At 66.6% G+C, this 18,881-nt stretch carries 21 protein-coding genes, 2 tRNA genes and 1 pseudogene; 9 read left to right on the forward strand and 15 right to left on the reverse strand.

Translation table 11 applies throughout. From position 1 onward, the window contains the following. Position 1: 1 nt before the first annotated feature. From AB0C46_RS00380 to AB0C46_RS00435, 12 genes are all read right to left on the reverse strand, one after another. Positions 2–220: a hypothetical protein gene (locus tag AB0C46_RS00380; protein WP_362824521.1), complete on the reverse strand. Its 219-nt coding sequence runs from the start codon at positions 218–220 to the stop codon at positions 2–4. Positions 221–280: 60 nt separating this feature from the next. Next, complete coding sequence (locus AB0C46_RS00385) at positions 281–1,465, reverse strand: phage major capsid protein (protein WP_362824523.1); 1,185 nt, start codon at positions 1,463–1,465, stop codon at positions 281–283. Positions 1,466–1,508: 43 nt separating this feature from the next. After that, complete coding sequence (locus tag AB0C46_RS00390) at positions 1,509–2,201, reverse strand: HK97 family phage prohead protease (protein ID WP_362824525.1); 693 nt, start codon at positions 2,199–2,201, stop codon at positions 1,509–1,511. Continuing rightward, the gene (locus tag AB0C46_RS00395; RefSeq protein WP_362824527.1) at positions 2,185–3,528 is read right to left on the reverse strand and encodes a phage portal protein; all 1,344 of its coding nucleotides are present in this window, start codon (positions 3,526–3,528) and stop codon (positions 2,185–2,187) included. Before AB0C46_RS00395 ends, AB0C46_RS00390 begins: the two co-directional genes overlap by 17 nt. Then, the gene (locus AB0C46_RS00400) at positions 3,525–3,716 is read right to left on the reverse strand and encodes a hypothetical protein (protein ID WP_362824528.1); all 192 of its coding nucleotides are present in this window, start codon (positions 3,714–3,716) and stop codon (positions 3,525–3,527) included. Before AB0C46_RS00400 ends, AB0C46_RS00395 begins: the two co-directional genes overlap by 4 nt. Before the next feature lie 7 nt (positions 3,717–3,723). After that, the gene (locus AB0C46_RS00405) at positions 3,724–5,427 is read right to left on the reverse strand and encodes a terminase TerL endonuclease subunit (protein WP_362824529.1); all 1,704 of its coding nucleotides are present in this window, start codon (positions 5,425–5,427) and stop codon (positions 3,724–3,726) included. A 97-nt stretch (positions 5,428–5,524) separates the two neighbouring features. Further along, a complete protein-coding gene (locus AB0C46_RS00410) occupies positions 5,525–5,851 on the reverse strand; it encodes an HNH endonuclease (RefSeq protein ID WP_362824530.1) in 327 nt (108 codons plus the stop codon). A gap of 18 nt (positions 5,852–5,869) precedes the next feature. Beyond that, positions 5,870–6,133 (reverse strand): hypothetical protein, encoded by a 264-nt coding sequence (locus tag AB0C46_RS00415; protein WP_362824532.1) that lies wholly within the window; start codon positions 6,131–6,133, stop codon positions 5,870–5,872. Between the two features lie 36 nt (positions 6,134–6,169). Beyond that, positions 6,170–6,245: transfer RNA gene (locus AB0C46_RS00420), tRNA-Glu, on the reverse strand. 56 nt (positions 6,246–6,301) lie between these two features. Further along, positions 6,302–6,373: transfer RNA gene (locus AB0C46_RS00425), tRNA-Trp, on the reverse strand. Positions 6,374–6,506: 133 nt separating this feature from the next. Beyond that, positions 6,507–6,968 (reverse strand): phage terminase small subunit P27 family, encoded by a 462-nt coding sequence (locus tag AB0C46_RS00430; RefSeq protein ID WP_362824534.1) that lies wholly within the window; start codon positions 6,966–6,968, stop codon positions 6,507–6,509. Positions 6,969–7,355: 387 nt separating this feature from the next. Beyond that, positions 7,356–7,679, reverse strand: a complete 324-nt coding sequence (locus tag AB0C46_RS00435; RefSeq protein WP_362824535.1) for an HNH endonuclease signature motif containing protein — start codon at positions 7,677–7,679, stop codon at positions 7,356–7,358. A 466-nt stretch (positions 7,680–8,145) separates the two neighbouring features. Between AB0C46_RS00435 and AB0C46_RS00440 the strand changes: the two genes are divergently transcribed. From AB0C46_RS00440 to AB0C46_RS00455, 4 genes are all read left to right on the forward strand, one after another. After that, positions 8,146–8,334, forward strand: coding sequence for a hypothetical protein (locus tag AB0C46_RS00440; RefSeq protein WP_362824536.1), 189 nt, complete (start codon positions 8,146–8,148; stop codon positions 8,332–8,334). Positions 8,335–8,614: 280 nt separating this feature from the next. Next, positions 8,615–9,076 (forward strand): DNA cytosine methyltransferase, encoded by a 462-nt coding sequence (locus tag AB0C46_RS00445; protein ID WP_362824537.1) that lies wholly within the window; start codon positions 8,615–8,617, stop codon positions 9,074–9,076. A gap of 70 nt (positions 9,077–9,146) precedes the next feature. Next, positions 9,147–9,638 carry a DNA (cytosine-5-)-methyltransferase gene (locus tag AB0C46_RS00450; RefSeq protein WP_362824538.1) on the forward strand — a complete coding sequence of 164 codons (492 nt, stop codon included), beginning with the start codon at positions 9,147–9,149 and terminating at the stop codon, positions 9,636–9,638. After that, complete coding sequence (locus AB0C46_RS00455; RefSeq protein WP_362824539.1) at positions 9,613–10,260, forward strand: hypothetical protein; 648 nt, start codon at positions 9,613–9,615, stop codon at positions 10,258–10,260. Before AB0C46_RS00450 ends, AB0C46_RS00455 begins: the two co-directional genes overlap by 26 nt. An 84-nt stretch (positions 10,261–10,344) precedes the next feature. Here the strand turns inward: AB0C46_RS00455 and AB0C46_RS00460 are convergent, their stop codons facing one another. Both AB0C46_RS00460 and AB0C46_RS00465 read right to left on the reverse strand, forming a co-directional pair. After that, positions 10,345–10,908 (reverse strand): hypothetical protein, encoded by a 564-nt coding sequence (locus AB0C46_RS00460; protein ID WP_362824540.1) that lies wholly within the window; start codon positions 10,906–10,908, stop codon positions 10,345–10,347. Then, positions 10,901–11,944: a tyrosine-type recombinase/integrase gene (locus AB0C46_RS00465; RefSeq protein ID WP_362824541.1), complete on the reverse strand. Its 1,044-nt coding sequence runs from the start codon at positions 11,942–11,944 to the stop codon at positions 10,901–10,903. The genes AB0C46_RS00460 and AB0C46_RS00465 overlap by 8 nt, the downstream gene beginning before the upstream one ends. Positions 11,945–12,034: 90 nt before the next feature. On the opposite strand from AB0C46_RS00465, the pseudogene AB0C46_RS00470 reads away from it, so the two are divergent. From AB0C46_RS00470 to AB0C46_RS00485, 4 genes and pseudogenes are all read left to right on the forward strand, one after another. Then, a pseudogene (locus tag AB0C46_RS00470) lies at positions 12,035–12,373 on the forward strand (ATP-dependent DNA ligase); the annotation flags it as partial. 361 nt (positions 12,374–12,734) lie between these two features. Continuing rightward, positions 12,735–13,046, forward strand: a complete 312-nt coding sequence (locus AB0C46_RS00475) for a hypothetical protein (protein ID WP_362824542.1) — start codon at positions 12,735–12,737, stop codon at positions 13,044–13,046. After that, entirely contained in the window at positions 13,043–14,269 is a 1,227-nt protein-coding gene (locus tag AB0C46_RS00480) for a SpoIIE family protein phosphatase (RefSeq protein WP_362824543.1), read from the forward strand. The genes AB0C46_RS00475 and AB0C46_RS00480 overlap by 4 nt, the downstream gene beginning before the upstream one ends. Before the next feature lie 153 nt (positions 14,270–14,422). After that, a complete protein-coding gene (locus AB0C46_RS00485; protein WP_362824545.1) occupies positions 14,423–14,752 on the forward strand; it encodes a hypothetical protein in 330 nt (109 codons plus the stop codon). A gap of 55 nt (positions 14,753–14,807) precedes the next feature. Here AB0C46_RS00485 and AB0C46_RS00490 read toward each other — a convergent pair whose 3' ends face one another. Further along, entirely contained in the window at positions 14,808–16,355 is a 1,548-nt protein-coding gene (locus AB0C46_RS00490) for an AMP-binding protein (RefSeq protein WP_362824546.1), read from the reverse strand. A 433-nt stretch (positions 16,356–16,788) separates the two neighbouring features. On the opposite strand from AB0C46_RS00490, the gene AB0C46_RS00495 reads away from it, so the two are divergent. Then, positions 16,789–18,873: a SpoIIE family protein phosphatase gene (locus tag AB0C46_RS00495; RefSeq protein ID WP_362824548.1), complete on the forward strand. Its 2,085-nt coding sequence runs from the start codon at positions 16,789–16,791 to the stop codon at positions 18,871–18,873. Positions 18,874–18,881 lie beyond the last annotated feature (8 nt).

Here is an 18,881-nt window from a genome sequence, read left to right on the forward strand (position 1 = left end):
CTTACGCGGCCTTCCGCGGCCTACCCGGACCGCGCTTCTCGGGGGCCGCCGAAGCGGCCGTCTCGCGCTTCTCTGCGGCCTTCTCGGCCACGACTTCAGCGCGCTTGTCATTGATCAGCGACAGGGCAAGCCCCGAAGGAAGCTCGACCTCTTCGCCGACAGAAGGGAACGGGGTTCCGTCGAGAAGCCCCGACCCGCTCACAAGAATGCGAACCTTCATTGCCTCAACTCCCTTTGGAATGACCGAGGGGCCGCCCCGAAGGTCGGCCCCTCAAGCCGCTTACGCGGTAACGGTCAGAGCCTTGACGGAAGCCAGGTCGAAGAGGTCACCCGAACCACGCCAGGTGATCTTGAAAGCGACCACATCACGGTCAAAGCCGTACTCGTCCGAGCGGACAACCCGGAGCGACTTCACCTGACGAATCAGGTACTTCGACGGATCGCCGTAGACGAGAACCTTCGCGCCCGCACCGGACGTGACCACGTTCGGGTCAGTCATGATCGGGGTGCCGAGGATCGTGTCCGGGGCGCCCGCCGTAAGCGCCGGCTGCCAGATGTAGTTACCGGTGCTGTCCTTCAGCTTCCGAAGACCCTGAATCGCGGTGTCGCTGGTCATGAAGACCGCGTTCCGCCTGTAGGGCTTCAGGATGGAGTGCTGAAGGTCAATCAGGTTGTCGGTAGTGACACCCGCGAGGCTGCCCGCGTTCACCGCGCCGGTAGATCGGGTGATCCAGCCCCAGGGCTTACCGGTGCCGTTGCCGACCAGGAGATCGGCCATGACCTTGTCCGCGACAGCCTCGCCCGCGTCCTCGGCGAGAATGCCGAGGATGTCGAGCTGCGAGTCATCCACGATTTCCTGAGTGGCCTCGACAATGACGCCGTACTTGTACGCGCCAATGTTCGTCTTCGTCCAAGAACCGTCGCTCTTGCTGTAGGCCGCGTTCTCGGCCACCTGGGCGGCGGTAGGACGGCCGTTCTTCACCGGGTACTCCAGCGTCTCACCGGAACCCGTGGTGAGAGTGCGGGCCTTCGAGAAGAAGTCGCTCCGCACGCGCATGGCCTCGATGACCTGGGCGACGAACGAAGTCGAGTAGGTGTTGCCCGCGTTGGTCGCGTTCGAGGACTGAGCGGTTCGAAGGTCGAAGTCGACACCGGGCACCTCACCGCGGGCAACGGCGCGAAGCTCGGCCGCCTCGTCGCGCTCGCCCTGGCGGGCCTCGGGAGTGCCGGGCAGGACCAGGCCGCCGGCCCGCTCCGCCAGGGCGCGAACTTCAGCCTCACGCTCGCCACGCTCGACGGCCTCTCGGGCCTCGACCTCCAGGCCGCGAAGGTCAGTGTCGATGCGCTCGACGCGCTCGCGCTTCTCCGCGTCAGACAGGGAACCGTCAGCCTCGACAGACCGAAGCTCGGTCACCAGCGCGGCCCGCTTCTCCAGCGCGGCCTTCGCCATAGCGGCGAAATCCATGTTTGCTCCAAATACTAGGTTCAGGCCAAAAAAAGGGAAGCGACTAGAGCCGCGCCGCACGAAGGGCAAGCGAAAGCGTCAGAGCTTCGTGGTCCCGGATGTGCAGATCGAGGGGCAGGGACCGCGCTTCGCTCAGCGCCGGATCACCGCTGCCCCCTCGGATTGCGGCCCGGATCGCTTCCGGCGAATCCAGCCGCGCTACAGAGAGCCCGCGCTTCTCGGCCAGAAGCTCAAGCGCACGGGAGCCGACACCCGAAGTGGAGTCGGCATAAGCCGGGTAGGTGACCGGCGACACGTCGAACAGAGCGACCCGCTGAAGAGTCCGAAGCGGGAAACCGTCGTCGTCCTCGGCCCAGGAATCACCCTCGGGCCCAGAGGTCTTGAAGCCGAAGCTCGACTGTGAAACGTCCCCCCGCTCCATGGCCGTGGCCAGGTCTCGGGCGTAAGTCGTGTCGGGCATGTCGACTTCGTAATGAAGTCCGGTGCTGTCCTCGGAAAGCCGAAGCGTGCCGCTTCGGTTCCGGCCGAGAATCAGGTTCGGGTCGTGGTTGAAGAGTGCGCGGATGTCGTCGCGCTGGATGCTCTCGGCAGTCGCCCCCTGGGCGACTCGCTCGCGAAAGCCGCCGAGGTTCGAGGAACGGGCGTCCCACTTCAGCGCGTAGCCGTAGAAGTTGAACGCCCCGCCCTCGGATCGAACCTCGAATTCGGTAGGGACTGCCCTACGCTCCATCTGCATTCTGTTGGTCCTTCTGATCCGTAGCGTTCGGGTCCTGTTGCGCGTTTGGGTCCGCGTTGGGATCAGGAGCGACCGGAAGAACCGGCGGGGCCGGTGCAGGTTGGCCGGCCTCGGTCTTCTTCGCGTCCTTGTCTTCGTCGCCCACCACGCCGAGATTCAGCGGCCGGTAATACGCCTGCCCCAGCTTCTTCGGGAGCGGGGCTAGGTCTTCCATTGCGCGAATCTCATCCGCGTTCAAGAACCCGTTGTTCAGGGCGACTTGATACGCCTCGTACCGATCCTTTGTCTTCGCGCGAAGCCGCGCGTCGACGTTGAAGCGGATGTACTGAAGGCCCGGAAGGAGAAACGTCGACACGGCCTGTTCAATGCGAACAATCCAGGGCATCAACGTTTGGTCTACGAAGAACTTGTTCTGTTCCTCAATACCGGTTCCCCAGGTCGAGCTAACTGAGCTGTCGACCAGATACGCCGGAACGCGATACAGAAGAGCGATCTCGGCCTTCTGGAACCTTCGCGTTTCAAGGAACTGCGCCTGTTCTGGACTGAGCGTGATCGGCTTGAAGGAAGCCCCACCAGTCAGAACGCCGACACTGTGGGAGTTCTTCACTCCCGCGTGCGACTTCCGGAACATTGCGCGGAGAAGCTGAGCTTCATCCGGTCGGGGAGTTCCTGGATGCTCGATGACGCCGGCCATCGTCGTTCCCTGCTCAAAGAACCGGGAACCGAATTCCTCGGCCACCAGGCCCAGGCCGATGGCTTCTCGGGCCATGTCGATGGGGGAAAGCCCGCGGCTTGTGCCCGGTACGGTGAACGCCGGAATGTGGAGAAGCTGAGACCGATCGAGGGTGCCTTGAACCGCTCCCTGAGCGTCGCTCACCTGATATCTGTTGTCGCCCAAGGGGCCGTCGACAATGCTGACGTACTGCGGGTGAAGGCAGTACAGGGCCGAGACTTCGCCCCTGTCGTTCCGAAGCGTGTAGAGGAACGCGTTCCCGTCGGACAAGAGGCTGACCACCACGCGAAACCAGAACTCGTAAGAGGTCTGGAAGGGGTTCGGCTGTCGAATCCACCGCGGCGAACGCACCGGATCGAAGCTTTCCTTGCGTCCGTTGGCCTTCGTGTAGTGGTCCACAGGAAGAGAAGCGACCGCATCCCCAATGAGGGACTGGCAGGCGTAAACCGCCACCATCTGAAGGGAGTTGCCGCGAGACACCTTCCGCCCCGAAGAGGTGCGAACCATGCCGACCGACTCGACATCACGCCCCCAATCGGAAGCCGCGCCAGACATGGCCGCGCGAAGCTCACCGATGCGTGTAAACAGGCTCACTGCCGCTTACCCCCGTCCGCCGCGTAACCGATAAGCCCGAGGCACACGGCCACCGCGAAATGCCCGAGAGGGCGCGCAACGTCGTAGGCAGCCACGGCAACGAAGCCGAGGCTGCCCACCTGAAAGACGTTCGGGACAAACGAATTGGCGACCGACCGGAGCGAGCGGCCCAGCTTGGGCCGTTCCATGAATCTCCTAATCGTCGTCTTCTAGGAAGTAATCCCTCTGCCGAACGGCAGGAGTAAGGAGAGCTTCCAAGTCGGAATCCGAGTACTCTTCGTTGAAGTTCACGAAAGTGACGTGAACTTCCTCTTCCGCCGGAAGGGCAGTAAGGAAGAAGGCGTTAGCCAATGCCGCGATACCGTCGATCTTCTCGCCGCTCTTAGCCTTCGAGGGCTTCACCAAACCGTCTCCGGTCACGTCAAGCTCGACGTTGTCCGCCATCCACCGAAGAACGGGGTGCCCGCCGTGGTGCAGTTCCCGACCCGCTAGCGCGCTCTCAATGGCCTTGCTCGGGTCGTTGAGCCTGGCCGCCGATTGAGGCACCTTCACGGCCGTAAGGCCCTGTTCCTCAAGCTCGTTCACAAGCTGAGTGGCATTCCACGGGTCGTAGCCGAAGCACCGAAGGCGGAACGCTTCAGCGTCCCGCGCGATGTGGCGGAAGATGGCCTTGAAGTCCGTGGTCGGCCCCTCGGTCACCGTCAAGTAGCCTTCGCGCTCCCAGACTTCGAAGCTCGACTTCATCGCGCTTCTCTTCTCGACCGCCGGCCGAGGAACCCAGAAGTGGGGGACAACCGTCCACCCATCCGCTTCGGGATCTGTGGGGCTTCCTGGGAAGAGCAGAACCCAGGCGTTGAAGTCGCCTGTTGCGGCCAGGTCGATTCCCGCATAGCAGGGCCGGCCCTTCAGCCGGTCCCGATCCACCTTCAGGGAACCGTTCTCGTCCCAAAGGTGCATGTCGAGCCAGCGATTCGCCTGAGACACCCACTGATTCAGCCGGAACACGCGGAAGGCGTTCTGAGCAGTAGGCTTCTCGGCCGCCTCCATGGATTCAGCCCGAAGGTTGTTGATGTTGAGGAAGGAACCGAGGGCGGGGTTCGCGAGATACCAGCCCGTTCCCTTTGGATGCTCGGCCGAGGGCGGTTTGCCTTCGTCCTTCCAGTCCCAGTCATCGGGAACGTTCCGCGCGAACACGAACCGGGCGGGGTCTAGGTTCTGATCCTCGCGAACCCGAAGCGAGTGTTCGTGTTCCTCAAGCGCGAAGGCCGCGGTTCGATAGGCCGCTGTCGTGGCCGCAATCATGATCGGCTGTCGACGGGTACCGAAACCCTGCCGCATGGAGTCCCAAAGGTGCCGGTCCTTCTGCGTCAGAACCTCATCAAACAGAACCATTGAAGGGTTCGTTCCGAGGGCGCCCGCAGCGTCACCGGGCAAGACCTGATAGAACGAATTCGTCTTCCGGTCGATGATCCGCTTCTTCGAGTCGATGATTTCGAGTCGGTTGTTCAGAATCGGATTCAGCTCGACCATGCGCTTCGCCGTGTTGTAGACGAGTCCGGCCTGATCGCGGTCAACCGCGACCGAATACACTTCGGCGGATTCCTCGAAGTCTCCAACAAGACCGAGCAAAGCGAATGCGGAAAGAAGCTCTGACTTCCCGTTCTTGCGTGCCATTTCGAGCCACGCAATGCGGTACTGACGAACGTACTCGTCGTACTGATCGTCATACATGACCGTCCCGAAGAGCGGTCGAACGATCTCCTGCTTCTGCCAAGGATCGAGAAGGAACGGGGCGCCCGCATGGCGCCCCTTCGTGTGCACAATCAGCTTCTCAATGAAGTTGATGGCGTGAACGGCCTTCTTCTCGTCGTAGTAGAAGAAGCCTTCACGCGCGTTCACGGGCCCGAAGGGGGAAGGAACGATAGCGTCGCCCACTGTCCACCCCCGCCCTTATCGTCTTTGCATATCCCAAAGACCCGTTAAGGGGCGGAATACCTCACACGCGATTTCCCTTGCTGCTGTTGCAGCCGAGATGTGCAGCCTGGCAATTGCTTTCGACATGCCCCGGGGTTCCGGGGCCGTGAGACAGGGGAACGATGTGGTCGAGCGACTTACTGAGCGGCTTCGGGAACCGAATCACCCTGTCGATCGGATCGCCACAAAGCTGACAAACCCAGCCGTCGCGATTGAAGACCTTCGCCCGACTCACCTTCGAGTACGGAACACCCCACTCTTCACAGCGAAGCTTTATGGCGTACTCGCGACGCGACAGCCACCCCGCCGGCCTACGCCTACGGCGCTTCTTCTTCACGGCCTCGGCCATCGGGCGGGTACTCCTCTGCTAAGGGGCTATCGGGTAAAGGTGGGCGCTCTCCGAAGTCGTCTCACTGACCACCGTGGAACCGTAGAAGTCGAGAGAGCGGGTGTTCATCACCCGGCCCGGATTCACGGCCGCGTAGAGCGCAAGCTTTGCGCTCATGTAGTCCATGGCGATCTGATCAAGCTCGGGCGTACGCTCTACGTCCGGCGAGAAGGGAAAGCCTTCGCTCGGGATGTCCTCGGCGAAAGAGAACCGGTATTCGCGCGCGGAAGTCGTCTGAGTCATTGCGGAGCCTCGATCCGGGAAGACGTGTAAACGCATTGGGGCGCACTGCGGGATTCGAACCCGCGTTACCTCCCGGAAGGGGAGGAGTCTTAGACCGCTAGACGAAGTGCGCGTTCCCTCCGTCAGGTGATCAGCCCGAGTTTCAGGAACAGGGGAGCTACCCCATCGCTGGTGTGAAAGGAATCGAACCCTCGACGTGCGGGTTTGGAAGCCGCCGCTCTACCACTGAGCTACACACCACCGGGCGCCAGCGCTTCGCCGAGAGGCTGACTGACGCAAGACATGAAGGGAGCCCCCACGGACCGCGACCGCCCTTCGCGGGTCAACGTGGGGGCTCAACCCCGGCGCCTGGGAGGGCGCCTGAACGCCCCTCTCAGCTCAGGAGAGAGAGAACCTGAGCGTCGGGGCCGTCCTCGGAATCCGGGGCCACAGAGAGCCGCGTACGGTCGCTAGGCGACAGTCCAAACCGGCTACCGAACTTCAGCATCAAGTCCGCGGCATCCCGCATGACTTGAGCCGCAGGATTCTTGACCAGGCCGCCGTCCCGGCCGGCCACAAGCGGGCCGTACTCGGCCATAGCTTCCCGAGCAACGTTGAACGTCGCCCAGGCTTCGCAGTAGGCCACCAGATACGCGCGGTCGACCTTCGACAGAAGGCCCAGGCGGTCAAGCTCGGGGACGATCCGGCCCCACTCGGCCAGGGCTTCGCCCTTGAGGTCCGCGGGCGGCCTGGGGGCGCCCCTCGTTGGCTCCGGTTCGGAGCCGCTGAGCTTCTTCTTCGAGGGGTTCCCCTTCAGCTCGACAAGCCGCGAAGGGGTCGGGGGCGGTCCGGGCACGGCTGCAACCTCTCTCGGTCTGAATTCCCCTCTCTGGGAAACAATTCTGTTTATCGCGCGGAGTCATCCGCGCTGGTCAACGGCCTAGGCGGTTGCACGCTCGCTCATCCGGAGCCAGCCGGATTCCCACGAACTCAGGCGAACCCCCGCGCGCTCACAGAGAGGGAAGGCGGCGGGTGCGGAGAAGGCGCCCCAGATCCTTTCGACCTCCCCCTACCGGCCGTGAGCGGCCGAGACTCTGAACCAGGATGCTCTTCAGTGCTTGATCTGGTGTGGTCCCGGCCGGGCCGTAAGCAGGGCGCCCGACTCCCCGACGGTGGCGGTCGCATCGGGTGCTCTGCTGTCTGCGTGTCGAGCCTTTCGGCTCGATGGGGGGATACGGAGGGGCTAGTACCGATCCCCTTTTCGGTAGTCGTTCTCTCTTCGTGTATTGCATGACCGACAGAGAACGCGAACGTTATCGAGCGTGTTCGTGCCACCTTCCTTCAATGGAAGGATGTGGTCTCCGGTTAGGTCATTGCCTGTACCGCAGAAAGAACAGAAGGGCTGAAGCCTAATGGCTTCTGCTCTTACCTTCTGCCATTGATAGTCGTAGCGTCCACGCGTGCGCGTGTTCTTGCTCTTGTGCTTTCGTGGTGCGGTAGCACATTGGGCACAAGATGTGCCGAGGGGATAGAGCTTCTTGTGCCTTTGGCACATGCTGTATGGCATGGGGAATGGGCACCCTTCTGGGGGTGCCCCCTGTAGGGGCGGCCTGTCGGCCGCTCTTTCACTCCCTATAGACCTGTTAATAGCCAGGGCTTCTAATGCCCTGGCCTTCAGATACCTATCTATAGGGGCGGCCTCGGGAGGGCCGCCCTTCTGCTACTGCTCTCTTTCGTTCGCAGTAGCTCTATAGCTCTCTGGCCCCCGATCCCCCCGGTCTTCGCTCGCTCCGCTCACTCAGCCCGACCCCCTTACCCCCTGCGGGGCCTGTAGACCTGTTAGCTCGGCCAGGGCCCCACGATCGGGCCCCTGACCTGGGCAGCGTTGATTCCGCCAGGGCAGCGAAGCTAGGTTTTGGAACATCAGCAGGAACGGCGCCGGGCGCCTTCCTCTCACCCCGTCGACCAGCCCAGGCCGCTCAGCCGCGGCCCGCATCAACCTGGTTGATAACTAGTATTTGGAGCTGTGGCCGGTGACGCTCGCTAAGGCCGTCGACATGATCCGCCCCTTCGAGGCCCTGCCCCACCACGAAACCGCCGTGGCGCAACTGCACATGGCCGCCGGCCGAGGCAAGAGGGAGCTTCACCAGGCCGCCTATCGAATGCGAAACGCCTTCGTCGCCTACGACTACGCCGTGAGCTACGGAAAGGCCGATTCGTGAACGGCGAAGCCGCCGAAACCCTGCTGTACGGCCTAGCCCTGGCGGGGGTATTCAATCTGGCTCTGTTCGTGGTCCTGGCCCTGGACGAACTTCGGAGAGAGCGGCCTAAGAGGGGGAAGCACCGTGGACAGCGATGCGATTGAGCTAGGCAGTCTTCCGGCCGAGGAGCGAGAGCGAATCCTTCGAGATCTCTTCGAGGGGGTCGAGAACGACTGTGAGTAACGGGCTTTCTACGGCCCCCCGCATCTTGGAGCTATGTGCCGGATATGGCGGAGTCGGGATGGCCGTAGAGGCACTTACGGGGGGTCGCGTTACGTGGCTTGCGGACAACGACCCGAGCAAAGCGCTAATCCTTGCGCGGAGATTCCCCGGGGTGCCGAATCTCGGGGACATCACCCGAATCGACTGGTCGACGCTCTCTGATGACGGCGTAGACATCATCACGGCCGGGTTTCCGTGCCAGGACATCAGCAATGCGGGGAAAAGGGTTGGTATCGAAGGGGCGCGCTCGGGAATCTGGGCGAACGTTGCGGAAGCCGTTCGCGTGCTTCGACCGAGGCTCTTGTTCCTGGAAAACGTCTCCGCCATCCGAAGTAGGGGAATCGACCGCGTACTTGGGGACTTGGCCGCGTGCGGGTATGACGCTGTCTGGACGTGCTACCGAGCTTCCGCCGCTGGTGCCCCCCACCACCGCGATCGGTGGTTTCTCGTTGCCGCTCCTGCCGACTCCAACGGCGGCTGACGGCCGCCGAGGCCCCGACTATGCGAAGGCGGCCCGCCCTGGGGCCGGTGGCGACGATCTCGTAACCGCCATGGCTCGACTGTGGCCCCGAGACAAGACCGAGAAGCTACTGAAGACCCCTACCGCCAACTTGGGGCGCAACGGCGCTCCCCAGCATCCCGACAAGCGGCGGGCGGGCGGCCACGGGCCGAACCTCGAAGACGAAGCCTGTTTCCTGCTGAACGTTCAGCCCGGGGACGACTACGACGGAGATTTCAGCCCCTCGGGGTGGTGGGGCGGATTCGCCCCCGCCGTACGCCGATGGGAAGTCCTCACTGGGCAACCCGCGCCCGTGCCGGTCGAGTACGGGCCGCGCGGCGGCCTGCGCCTGGCCCCCCGCTTCGCCGAGTGGCTTATGGGGATCGTGCCCGGCTGGATCACGAAGGTTGACGGCCTCGACCGCGGCCAACAGTTGAAGGCCGTCGGCGACGGAGTGGTGCCGCAACAGGCTTTCGCCGCATTCGCTCACCTACTCGGAGAGCTTGAAAGGAGAGACGGTGCAAGCGTCGGTCACGCTGCCTAGCGAAGAAATGGCCAGGGCGGCGTACAACGCGCACGCCTTTCTTCCGGCCCGCAGCATGGTGAAGACCGCCCGCGTGCAGCTCGGCCCCGCCGGCCTTCGAGTCACGGGAACGGACGGGTACGCAATCGGCCAGGACACGGCCCCTGTTGAGGACTACGACGGCCCCCCGGGCGGCCTCACCCTGCATGTAGGCCGTGAGGCCCTGGCGGACCTCGACGCGGCCGGCAGGAGGGATAAGAAGGGCTTCGGCAGGCTCGAAGTGCGGCCGGGGGATGGGCTGGTGTTCCGGCCCGGCAACAACGACACTCCGACGGCCGCCCAGGACGCTTCGGCCCAGGCCGATGAACGACTCTGGGGGATGCTCGACAGCCTGTTTACACGCCTCGACGGGCGGCCACTGGCCGTACCCGAGCTGGTCGCCTTCGACCCCGCCCTACTGGCCCGGTTCTCGAAGGTGAAGGCCCCGAAAGGCAAGGACGGTCTAGGCCGCGCGCTAGACATGTGCGTCTTCGACTCGAAGGAACCGATCCTGTGCAAGATCGGCCCCACCTTCCGGGGCGTGATCATGCCGATAGACCGTGAAGTGCACGAAGAGAACGTTGGGCCAGACGGCCTTTGGTGAAGTGCACCCCGTGGGCTTTCTCGGCGACACCACAGAGCGCAAGAACCCCCCGACCCTTCAGGGTCGGGGGGTTCTTCGTGTTGGTCAGGCGTCCCTGCGTTCCTGTTCTTGGTAGGCGATAAGCGCTGCGCGAAGTCGGCGGCCCTGCTTAGAATCCGGGACCTTGATGCGATTCGCGTTCAGCGCCAGAACCTCGGCCTGGGCCCGCTCCATGCTCCGGCCACTTTCGACAGCCTCCCGAAGAGACATCAGCGCCATCACCACCTTCGCAGAAAGCTTGACGCCTCCCATCAGCGGCTTCGCGGCCTCGATCAGTTCAGCCGCTGCATCACTGGTCGCAGCCTTGGGGGTCTCGACCGTGGCAGTCTCAGGGGCCTCGACCGTGGCAGCCTCGGGGGCCGCCGCGGTCGACGGGGCCCAATCCTCGATCGCCACGACAGCGTGAGAGGTCCGCGCGCCCTTTCCGCTTCTGCGCCTCGGGGCCTCTTGCTCTGCGCCGAGGTCGTACAGCTCGACCAGCGGTCCTTTGTGCGTGCCGCAAAGGTCTACGTCCTTCGGCTCGCCGTCCCGGATGATCGTGAACCCTTCCACGTCATCCTCAGTCCCGCACCGGTCGCACCTGACCAGCTCAATGACCTCTTTAGCCACGGCCCGCCCTCCTCTCATCAAGCGGCACGATCTTACCGCCGCCGTCGACGTCGAGCGTAAGGAACGGCTGACCCTTCATGATCTTGTGAAACTGCTGCCGCTCGAAGTCCAAGCCGAGATAGCGCTCAGTCGTCTGAACCGACTTGTGATTGAGAGCGGCCTGCACGACCCGCAGAGCCGCGTCATGGCCCATACTCACGCACTGGTCGTAGAGGATGCGCGCGAAGGACCGCCGTACCGTGTGCCACCCGTCGCCCTCTTCCAGCTCAAGGCCGGCCCGCTCCGCGATCGGGGCCAGGATCAACCGCGGCTGCTGAATCGGCTGCACCATGTTGTACAGGCCGGCCGGGGTCATACCGCCGCCCTTCGCGAAGCGGCGCCCGTGGAAAGCCGGGAAGAGGTAATAGGTGCGCTTCAGCGGCCCCACCTGGGCCGAGTAGGCCGTCAGCCAACCGCGAAGCGCGCTCTCAAGGTCCGAAGACAGCGGATACGTGATCTCTTCGTGCGTTTTCGGAATGGTCACGTAAAGCTCGCTCTTCGAAAAGGACACATCCCTGACCCGCATGGCCAGGGCCTCGGAGATGCGCACTCCCGTGCACGCGACGAAGCAGACCAGCGCCACGTCTCGGGGGTCGGTCGCCTCGGCGAGAAGCTGACGAAGCTCGGCCCGCGTCATGCGGTACCGGTTGCGATTGACCCTGGTGGACCTCTCGCGGATGCCGTCCAGCAGCACATCGGGGGAGACTGGACACCATTCGCGGCGGTGCGCGAAGCCCAGGAACTGCTTCATCTCGTTGCGGTACTTGCCGAGGGTCTGAGACTGGCAAGTGTCGGAAAGGCCGCCTTCCCCGTACCAGAAGTCTTCCAGGTGGTGAGCCTTGACCGACCCCATCTTGCAGTCACGAACGCTGGTCTCGAATCGCCGCAGCAGACTGACGAAGCCGTACCGAACCTGCCGCGATGAAGTCTGGGCGGACCGTTGCTGCACGAAGGTGGCCGTCGCGTAACTGACATTTGGAGTGATGCGCCGAGGCATGGTTGGAGTCTCCTTCACAGGGCTGACACCCCAGCATTTCGGCAGGCCGAGCAGGGTTTCTATGATTGAGATACTAGCATTGGGAATGTAGTGGACTACAACCAGATGGCCCGGGACCGGACCATCGCCTCCGCCTACTCACTGCGCGCCCGGCCCCGGGCGACCGTCTCCACCCCGCTGCACTGGGACGAGCTGTCCGACGCCACCCCCGAGGACTTCGATCTGCGGACGGTCCCGCCGCGGTTCGCGGAACTCGGCGATGTGCACGCGGACATGGCGGAGCACGCCTTCGGCCTGGAGTCCGTCCTGGAGCTCGCGGACCGGCAGGCGGCGGACGAGGGGCTCGGCGATCTGCCCTATCCGCCCGATCACCCGAAGATGCCGGGGGAGCCGTCCCGGGTCCAGCCGAGCCGGGCCCGTAAGCGCTGAGGACGGGGCGGGGCGGGCCGGGGCGGGGCGGGCCGGGGCGGGGCGGGGCAGAGCGGGTCGGCATCGGTACCCTGGTGTCCTGCACCCTGCCGATGCCGATGCCGATGCCGATGCCGATGCCGATGCCGATGGCGTTGGCTTCGGCGTTGGCGATGCTGCTCGTCTGGACGGCGCTGTTCGTCGTCTGGCTGGCTGCTCGGGCTCCCCCTCGGACCGGGCTCTCCGACGCGCTGCCCCGAACGGTGGTACCCGGTGCGGCCGCCCCCGTACGGGACCGGCCTCGCCGTTCGCATGCCGACGGGGCACGTCGCCGCCCGTTCCCGGCATGCGGCCGGCCCGTCGGGGCGGGAACATTCCGCACGTGGCGTACGACAGGAACGCGCCGGAGGCGCGCCGCCGACGCGCACCGGAGGCACGACGGAACACCGGGGCGCGAGTGGCGCGGCGGACGCTCCCGCCCGCGGTCCCGCCCGTCGCGGTGCCGATGACCTTCCCGGGCCGGACGGCCGTCGCCGTCATGGCGCCGCACCGCACGGGGGAGCCGGCCCCGTCCACCCTCGGCAGCCGAGGGGTGGTCACCGCCGGTCCGCTCTTTCCGGCGGCGTTGGTCCGCGCCCGCCCGTACCCGGGGACCCGGGTGCCGGCCCCGTCGCCGGATGCGGGACGCCCGTGAGCACCTCCGGGATCGACTACGCGGCGGTCTTCCAGGCGCTGCCGGGCGGAGTACTGCTGCTCACCCCGGAGTTGGTGATCGCCGATATCAACGAAGCGCTGCTGCGGCGGGCCGGCCGCGAACGCCACCAGCTGATCGGCCGCTTCCTCTTCGATGTCTTCCCCGACAACCCCGACCACCCGGATGCGTCCGGTATGCGCAATCTCCGGGCGTCCCTGGAGCGGGTGGTGACCTCCGGCGCGCCCGACACCATGGCCCTGCAGCGCTATGACATCGAGGCGGCCGGCCGGCCGGGCGAGTTCGAGGAGCGTTACTGGAGTCCGGTCAATGTGCCGGTGCTCGACGCCGACGGGCGGGTGCAATTGATCGTGCACCGGGTCGAGGAGGTCACCGAGACCGTCCGGGCCGGTGCCGGGGACGGCGGCGGCGACCGGGAGCGGATGGCGGCCGAGCTCTACACCCGCGCCCAGGAACTCCAAGCGGTCAACGAGCGGCTGCGGCAGGCCAACGCCCGGGAGCGGGAGGTGGTGCTGGCCCTCCAGGAGGCGATGCTGCCCGCACCGCAGCACGTGGGGCACCACCGCGCCGCGGTGCGCTACCACCCCGCGGTCGGTGCGCTCAATGTCTGCGGCGACTGGTACGACCTGGCCGAACTGTCGGGGGACCGGATGGCGGTGGCGGTCGGCGACGTCGTGGGCAAGGGGCTGGCCGCCGCCTGTGTCATGGGCCAGCTCCGCAGTGCGCTGAGCGCCGCCGCCCGGGTCGTCGGCGGGCCCGCCCGGGCACTGGAGGTGCTGGGCGTCTATGCGCGCTCGGTGGACGGCGCGGAATCCACCACCGCGGTGCAGGCCATCGTCGACTGGACCGCGCACACCATCGCCTACAGCAGCGCCGGCCATCCACCGCCGGCCCTGCTGCACCCGGACGGCACCGTGGAGCTGCTGGACCGGGCGACCGACCCGCCGTTGGGCGCGCGGCCCGAGCATGTGGCCCGCCCCGAGGCGCGCGTGACATTCGCCGACGACGCCGTGCTGGTCCTGTACACGGACGGGCTGATCGAACGCCGCCGCGAGGACATCGACGTCGGTCTGGGGCGGCTGGCCGATGCGCTCACCCGGCACCGGGGCGCCGGTCCCGAGACGCTCGCCGACGCGCTGCTGGCCGAGCTGCTGCCGCCCGGCGGGGCGACCGATGACGCGGCCCTTGTCGTCGTCCGGCTCTGACCAGGACATTCAGCGGTTCGCTTTGCCGATTCATTACCGCGACTGGAGCAATTCTTGGGGCCGTTGGAGTGGCTCTCCGTCGTGTCTGCAGGGTTTCCGGTGAGGCGCGGTACTCATCGAATGTCAGATTTCCTGCCACACAGGAGAAACGCAATGCGCAAGTTCATAGGCCGCTCCGTGGCCACCGCGGCCCTTGCCGCCGCTACCGTCCTCCCGCTCGCCGGCATGGCTTCGGCCACCCCGCAGGCGCCGGCCGCATCGTCAAAGGGCGACCACCACGGTCGTCACCACCATGGTCGTCACCATCACCACCACTGGCACCACTGCTACAACAACGGCGGCTTCGGCGGCTACAACGGCTTCGGCGGCTTCGGCGGCTTTGGCGGCTTCGGCGGCTACAACGGCCACAACGGCCACCACGGCTGCGGCAACTACGGCTACGGCTTCGGGGGCTTCCCCTTCGGCCTGCTGGGCATCCTCTGACCGGCAGTAGCACTGACAGGCCGCCGCAGCCCTTGGCTGCGGCGGCTCGTCGCTGTCATGCCAGGGTGCCGGCCTCCTGCTCGGCCCGCCGGCGCAGCTCCTTCTTGTCCGGCTTGCCGGCATCGGTGAGCGGCAGCGCCTCGACGAAGGCGACCCGGTGCGGTTCGTACATCGCACCGCGCTGCGCGCACACCATCTCGCGCAGCTGCTGTCCGTCGACGCCGCTGCCGGGTGCCCGCACCACCGCGGCGTGCACCCGCTCCATCCGGTCGGCGTCACGGACCCCGAACACCGCGCTCTGCAGTACCTGCGGGTGCGAGTTCAGCAGGTCCTCCAGTTCGGTGGTGTACACATGGCCGCCGACCACGACGATCATGTCCTTGAGCCGGTCGACGATGGTCAAGTACCCCTCGTCGTCGAGGAATCCGATGTCCCCCGTGTGCAGCCAGCCGTCCCGCAGCACCTCGGCGGTCAGTTCGGGCTGCTTCCAGTACCCCTTCATGATCATGGCGGAGCGCACACAGACCTCACCGTGCTCGCCGGCCGGCAGATCGCGGCCCGCCTCGTCGCGGATCGCCACTTCGACCCCGGGCAGTACCTTCCCCGCCGAGCGCAGCCGGCCGGGACGCTGTGGATCGTGGTCCTCCTGGGTGAGCACGCTGATGCCGCCGGCCTCGTTCTGCCCGTAGAACTGCATCAGCACCGGGCCGAAGATCCGTACCGCGTCGGCTATCCGGGCCGGGGACGCCTGGCAGCCGCCGTACGTCAGCATCCGCAGGCCGGAGGTGTCGGTGTGCGGTGCGTCCGGGTGGTCCATCAACTGATAGAGCAGCGGCGGCAGCAGGAACATATCGGTGATGCGCTCCCGGGCGAGGGCGGCGAGCACCGTGCCGGGGTCGAAGTCGTCGAGCAGTACGACGGCGCCGCCCGCGTGCAGGGTGCTGTCGGCCATATGGCCCGCGGCGTGCGCGAGAGTGGTGCAGACCAGCTGCCGGCGGTCGTACCCGGGCTGCTGCGCCGGTGCTCCGTGGCCCCAGCGCGTCTGCTCGAAGGTGGTGCAGATGCCCTTCGGGTGGCTGGTGGTGCCGCCGGTGTGGCGGATGGTGCACACATCGTCGGGCCGGGCCCGGCTCGCGAACGGCTCGTCGGACTGTCCGGCCGCCAGCTCCAGCAGATCCGCGCCCAGCTTCGCGGGGCCGAGCACGAGGACGTCCGGCACCGGCGCCAACCCGGTGACCTCGGCGGCCCGTTCGGCATACCGCGGGTCGACGATCAGGGCCCGGGTCTCGACATCGCGGACGATGGCGGCCTGGGACTCGGCGGACAGCTTGTTGTAGAGGTGGTTGACCCGGGCGCCGAGCAGATTGGCGGCGTAGCGGGCGGCGAGGGTCTCCGGGAGGTTGCCGCTGAGCAGAGTGACCGTCGCTCCGCGGTCGACGCCCCGGGCGCGCAGGGCGCGGGCCAGGCGGTGGACCAGTGAGCGGAACTCGCCGGCGGTGATGCGGCGGCCCTGGTGGACCAGGGCTTCGCGCGCCGGGTCGGCGCTAAGTGCATCGAGGTTCTCCTCCACGTAGGTACGGAATGTCCGGGCGGCAGTGGGCATGATGTCGGGCTTCCTCCTGACGCCGGCGGGTGCGGGTGCCTTCGCCGGGGTGAGCATTTGGTTGCTAGAGGCAACCAAACTAGGGTAGTCTCTGGAGATCAACAACTCCAATCCGGACTGCCGGGAGCGGGGGTGCGCGGGCCGCGGCGGCCCGCCCGTCGTGCGGTGTGCGGCCACCGCCCCCGCTGCACGCCCCGAACCCCGGCCGGAATCTTCGCCCCGAATATCGTCAACGCGGTCGCCCACCTGGGAACCGCGTCGGATAATGCTCCCTCGCGCACGGGGCGCAGACGCCCTGCGGATCTCGCTCTCCCTGCGGGTCCGTCCCGTGTCGAGAGATGATGGGGAGCAACGGAAGCACAGCGAGAACCGGCCGATGTACGGAGAGCGCCACGGCTGTCGGTCTGCGATGACCGGCGGAAGGAGTGCCTGGATGGGTGCGACCGACGCGTTCCCCGAAGGTGCTGCCCCGGTGGGGGCCGCACCGGGGCAGCCCGGCGGCCTGCTGGATGTGCTGGGCGTGGCCGCGGTGATGCTGGACGCGGACGGACGGATAACCCTGTGGAGCCCGCAGGCCGAGGCGCTGTTCGGCTGGAGCGCGGAGGAGGCGCTGGGTCGGCCCGCCGCCCAGCTGCTGGTCGGACCGGAGCACTTCGATCTGGTGCTGGGGCTGTTTTCCCAGGTCATGGCGGGCGGCGAGAGCTGGGCGGGGGTCTTCCCGGTCCAGCACAAGGACGGCAGCACCCGGCTCGTCGAATTCCGCAACATGCGGCTGCTGGACGAGCGGGGTGAGTCCTACGCCCTGGGCATCGCCACCGACCAGGCCGTCCTGCGACGGGTGGAGCGGGATCTGGCGCTGTCCGTCCGCCTGGTGGCCCAGTCACCGATCGGCCTGGCGGTCCTGGACACCTCACTGCGGTTCGTGATGGTCAACCCGGCGCTGGAGCGCATCAACGATCTGCCCGCCGACCAGCACATCGGCCGCGATGTCCGGGAGGCGCTCTCCTTCCTGGACACCGACACCATCGTGTCCCGCATGCGCGAGGTCCTCGACACCGGTACGCCCCTGCTCGACCAGTTCACCGTCGGCCGCACCGCCGCCGACCCCCACGCCGAGCGGGCCTGGTCGGTGTCGTACTACCGGCTGGAGGACGCCCACGGCCGCGTACTGGGGCTGGCCACCTCCGTCGTGGACGTCACCGAGCAGCACCGGTCCGCGACCGAGGCCGCCCGCGCCCGCAGGCGGCTGGCCGTGATCGCCGACGCCTCCGCCACCGTCGGTACCACCCTCGACGTCGACCAGACCGCCCACGAACTGGCCGACGTCATCGTGCCCGAGCTGGCGGACATGGCCGCGGTCGATGTCCTCGACGCCGTACTGGACGGCCGGCGCCCGACCTCGCTGTCCCGCGGCGGCCCGGCCCGCTTCCGGGCGCTCGCCGTGTCCGCGGCCTACTCCACCGAAGCCGTCCGGGCCGCCGACCCCACCGGCCAGATCGCCTCCTACGAGGCCGACCGGCTGATCACCCGGTGTGTGACCGAGGCCCGTCCGGTGCTCGTCCCCCAGGTGAGCGCGGACGATCTGCCGCACATCGCCGCCGACCCGCAGGGCGCCGCCCTCCTCCGCAAGGCCGGACTGCACTCCTACCTCGCCGTGCCGCTGATCGCCCGCGGTGAGGTCCTCGGCGCGCTGTCGCTGTACCGCGTGCGCAATCCGGTGCCGTTCGACGAGGACGATGCGGTGCTCGCCGTCGAGCTGGCCGCCCGGGCGGCGGTCTGCATCGACAACGCCCGTTCGTACCAGAGTGAACGCCGTACCGCGCTCACCCTCCAGCGCCATCTGATGAACCACCGGCCGCCGCAGCCCACGGCCATGGAGATCGCCTACCGCTACCAGCCCGCCCAGGCGGCCAGCGAGGTCGGCGGCGACTGGTTCGATGCCATCCCGGTGGCCGGCGACAAGACCGCGCTGGTGGTCGGGGACGTGATGGGCAGCGGCATCAACGCCGCCGCCACCATGGGCCAGCTGCGCACCACCGCCCGCGCCCTGGCCGACCTCGACCTCGACCCCGACGAGGTGCTCCGCCACCTCGACCACATCGCCGTCGGCCTCGACCCGGCCTTCGCCACCTGCCTGTACGCGGTGTACGACCCGCACCGGATGGAGTGCCGGATCGCCGTCGCCGGGCATCTGCCCCCCATCGTCGTGCGGCCGGACCGGCCGCCCGAGTTGCTCGAACTGCCCACCGGCGCGCCGCTCGGGGTCGGTGGTGTCCCTTTCGAGCAGACCACGGTCTCGCTCCGCGAAGGCGACCAACTGGTGCTCTACACCGATGGGTTGATCGAAACCCGGGACCAGCCCATCGACGTCCGCCTGGACACCCTGCTGGAACTGCTGGCCGAACCCCAGCACGATCTGGAGGGCCTGTGCGACCGCCTCCTGGGCGCCCTGCGCGATGAGCACGACCACGACGACGTCGCGCTGCTCATCGCCCGCCTGCATGCGCACAAGGACTGACGGCGCGG

Origin of the sequence: Streptomyces sp. NPDC048637, assembly GCF_040650675.1 — a bacterium.
GTDB lineage: Bacteria > Actinomycetota > Actinomycetes > Streptomycetales > Streptomycetaceae > Streptomyces.

Excerpts from the sequence above, each read along its gene's own strand:
- AB0C46_RS00380 (WP_362824521.1), bottom strand. The coding sequence starts at position 220 with ATGAAGGTTCGCATTCTTGTGAGCGGGTCGGGGCTTCTCGACGGAACC.
- AB0C46_RS00385 (WP_362824523.1), bottom strand. The coding sequence starts at position 1,465 with ATGGATTTCGCCGCTATGGCGAAGGCCGCGCTGGAGAAGCGGGCCGCG.
- AB0C46_RS00390 (WP_362824525.1), bottom strand. The coding sequence starts at position 2,201 with ATGCAGATGGAGCGTAGGGCAGTCCCTACCGAATTCGAGGTTCGATCC.
- AB0C46_RS00400 (WP_362824528.1), bottom strand. The coding sequence starts at position 3,716 with ATGGAACGGCCCAAGCTGGGCCGCTCGCTCCGGTCGGTCGCCAATTCG.
- AB0C46_RS00410 (WP_362824530.1), bottom strand. The coding sequence starts at position 5,851 with ATGGCCGAGGCCGTGAAGAAGAAGCGCCGTAGGCGTAGGCCGGCGGGG.
- AB0C46_RS00415 (WP_362824532.1), bottom strand. The coding sequence starts at position 6,133 with ATGACTCAGACGACTTCCGCGCGCGAATACCGGTTCTCTTTCGCCGAG.
- AB0C46_RS00435 (WP_362824535.1), bottom strand. The coding sequence starts at position 7,679 with ATGCCATACAGCATGTGCCAAAGGCACAAGAAGCTCTATCCCCTCGGC.
- AB0C46_RS00445 (WP_362824537.1), top strand. The coding sequence starts at position 8,615 with ATGGCCGTAGAGGCACTTACGGGGGGTCGCGTTACGTGGCTTGCGGAC.
- AB0C46_RS00450 (WP_362824538.1), top strand. The coding sequence starts at position 9,147 with ATGGCTCGACTGTGGCCCCGAGACAAGACCGAGAAGCTACTGAAGACC.
- AB0C46_RS00465 (WP_362824541.1), bottom strand. The coding sequence starts at position 11,944 with ATGCCTCGGCGCATCACTCCAAATGTCAGTTACGCGACGGCCACCTTC.
- AB0C46_RS00485 (WP_362824545.1), top strand. The coding sequence starts at position 14,423 with ATGCGCAAGTTCATAGGCCGCTCCGTGGCCACCGCGGCCCTTGCCGCC.
- AB0C46_RS00490 (WP_362824546.1), bottom strand. The coding sequence starts at position 16,355 with ATGCCCACTGCCGCCCGGACATTCCGTACCTACGTGGAGGAGAACCTC.
- AB0C46_RS00495 (WP_362824548.1), top strand. The coding sequence starts at position 16,789 with ATGGGTGCGACCGACGCGTTCCCCGAAGGTGCTGCCCCGGTGGGGGCC.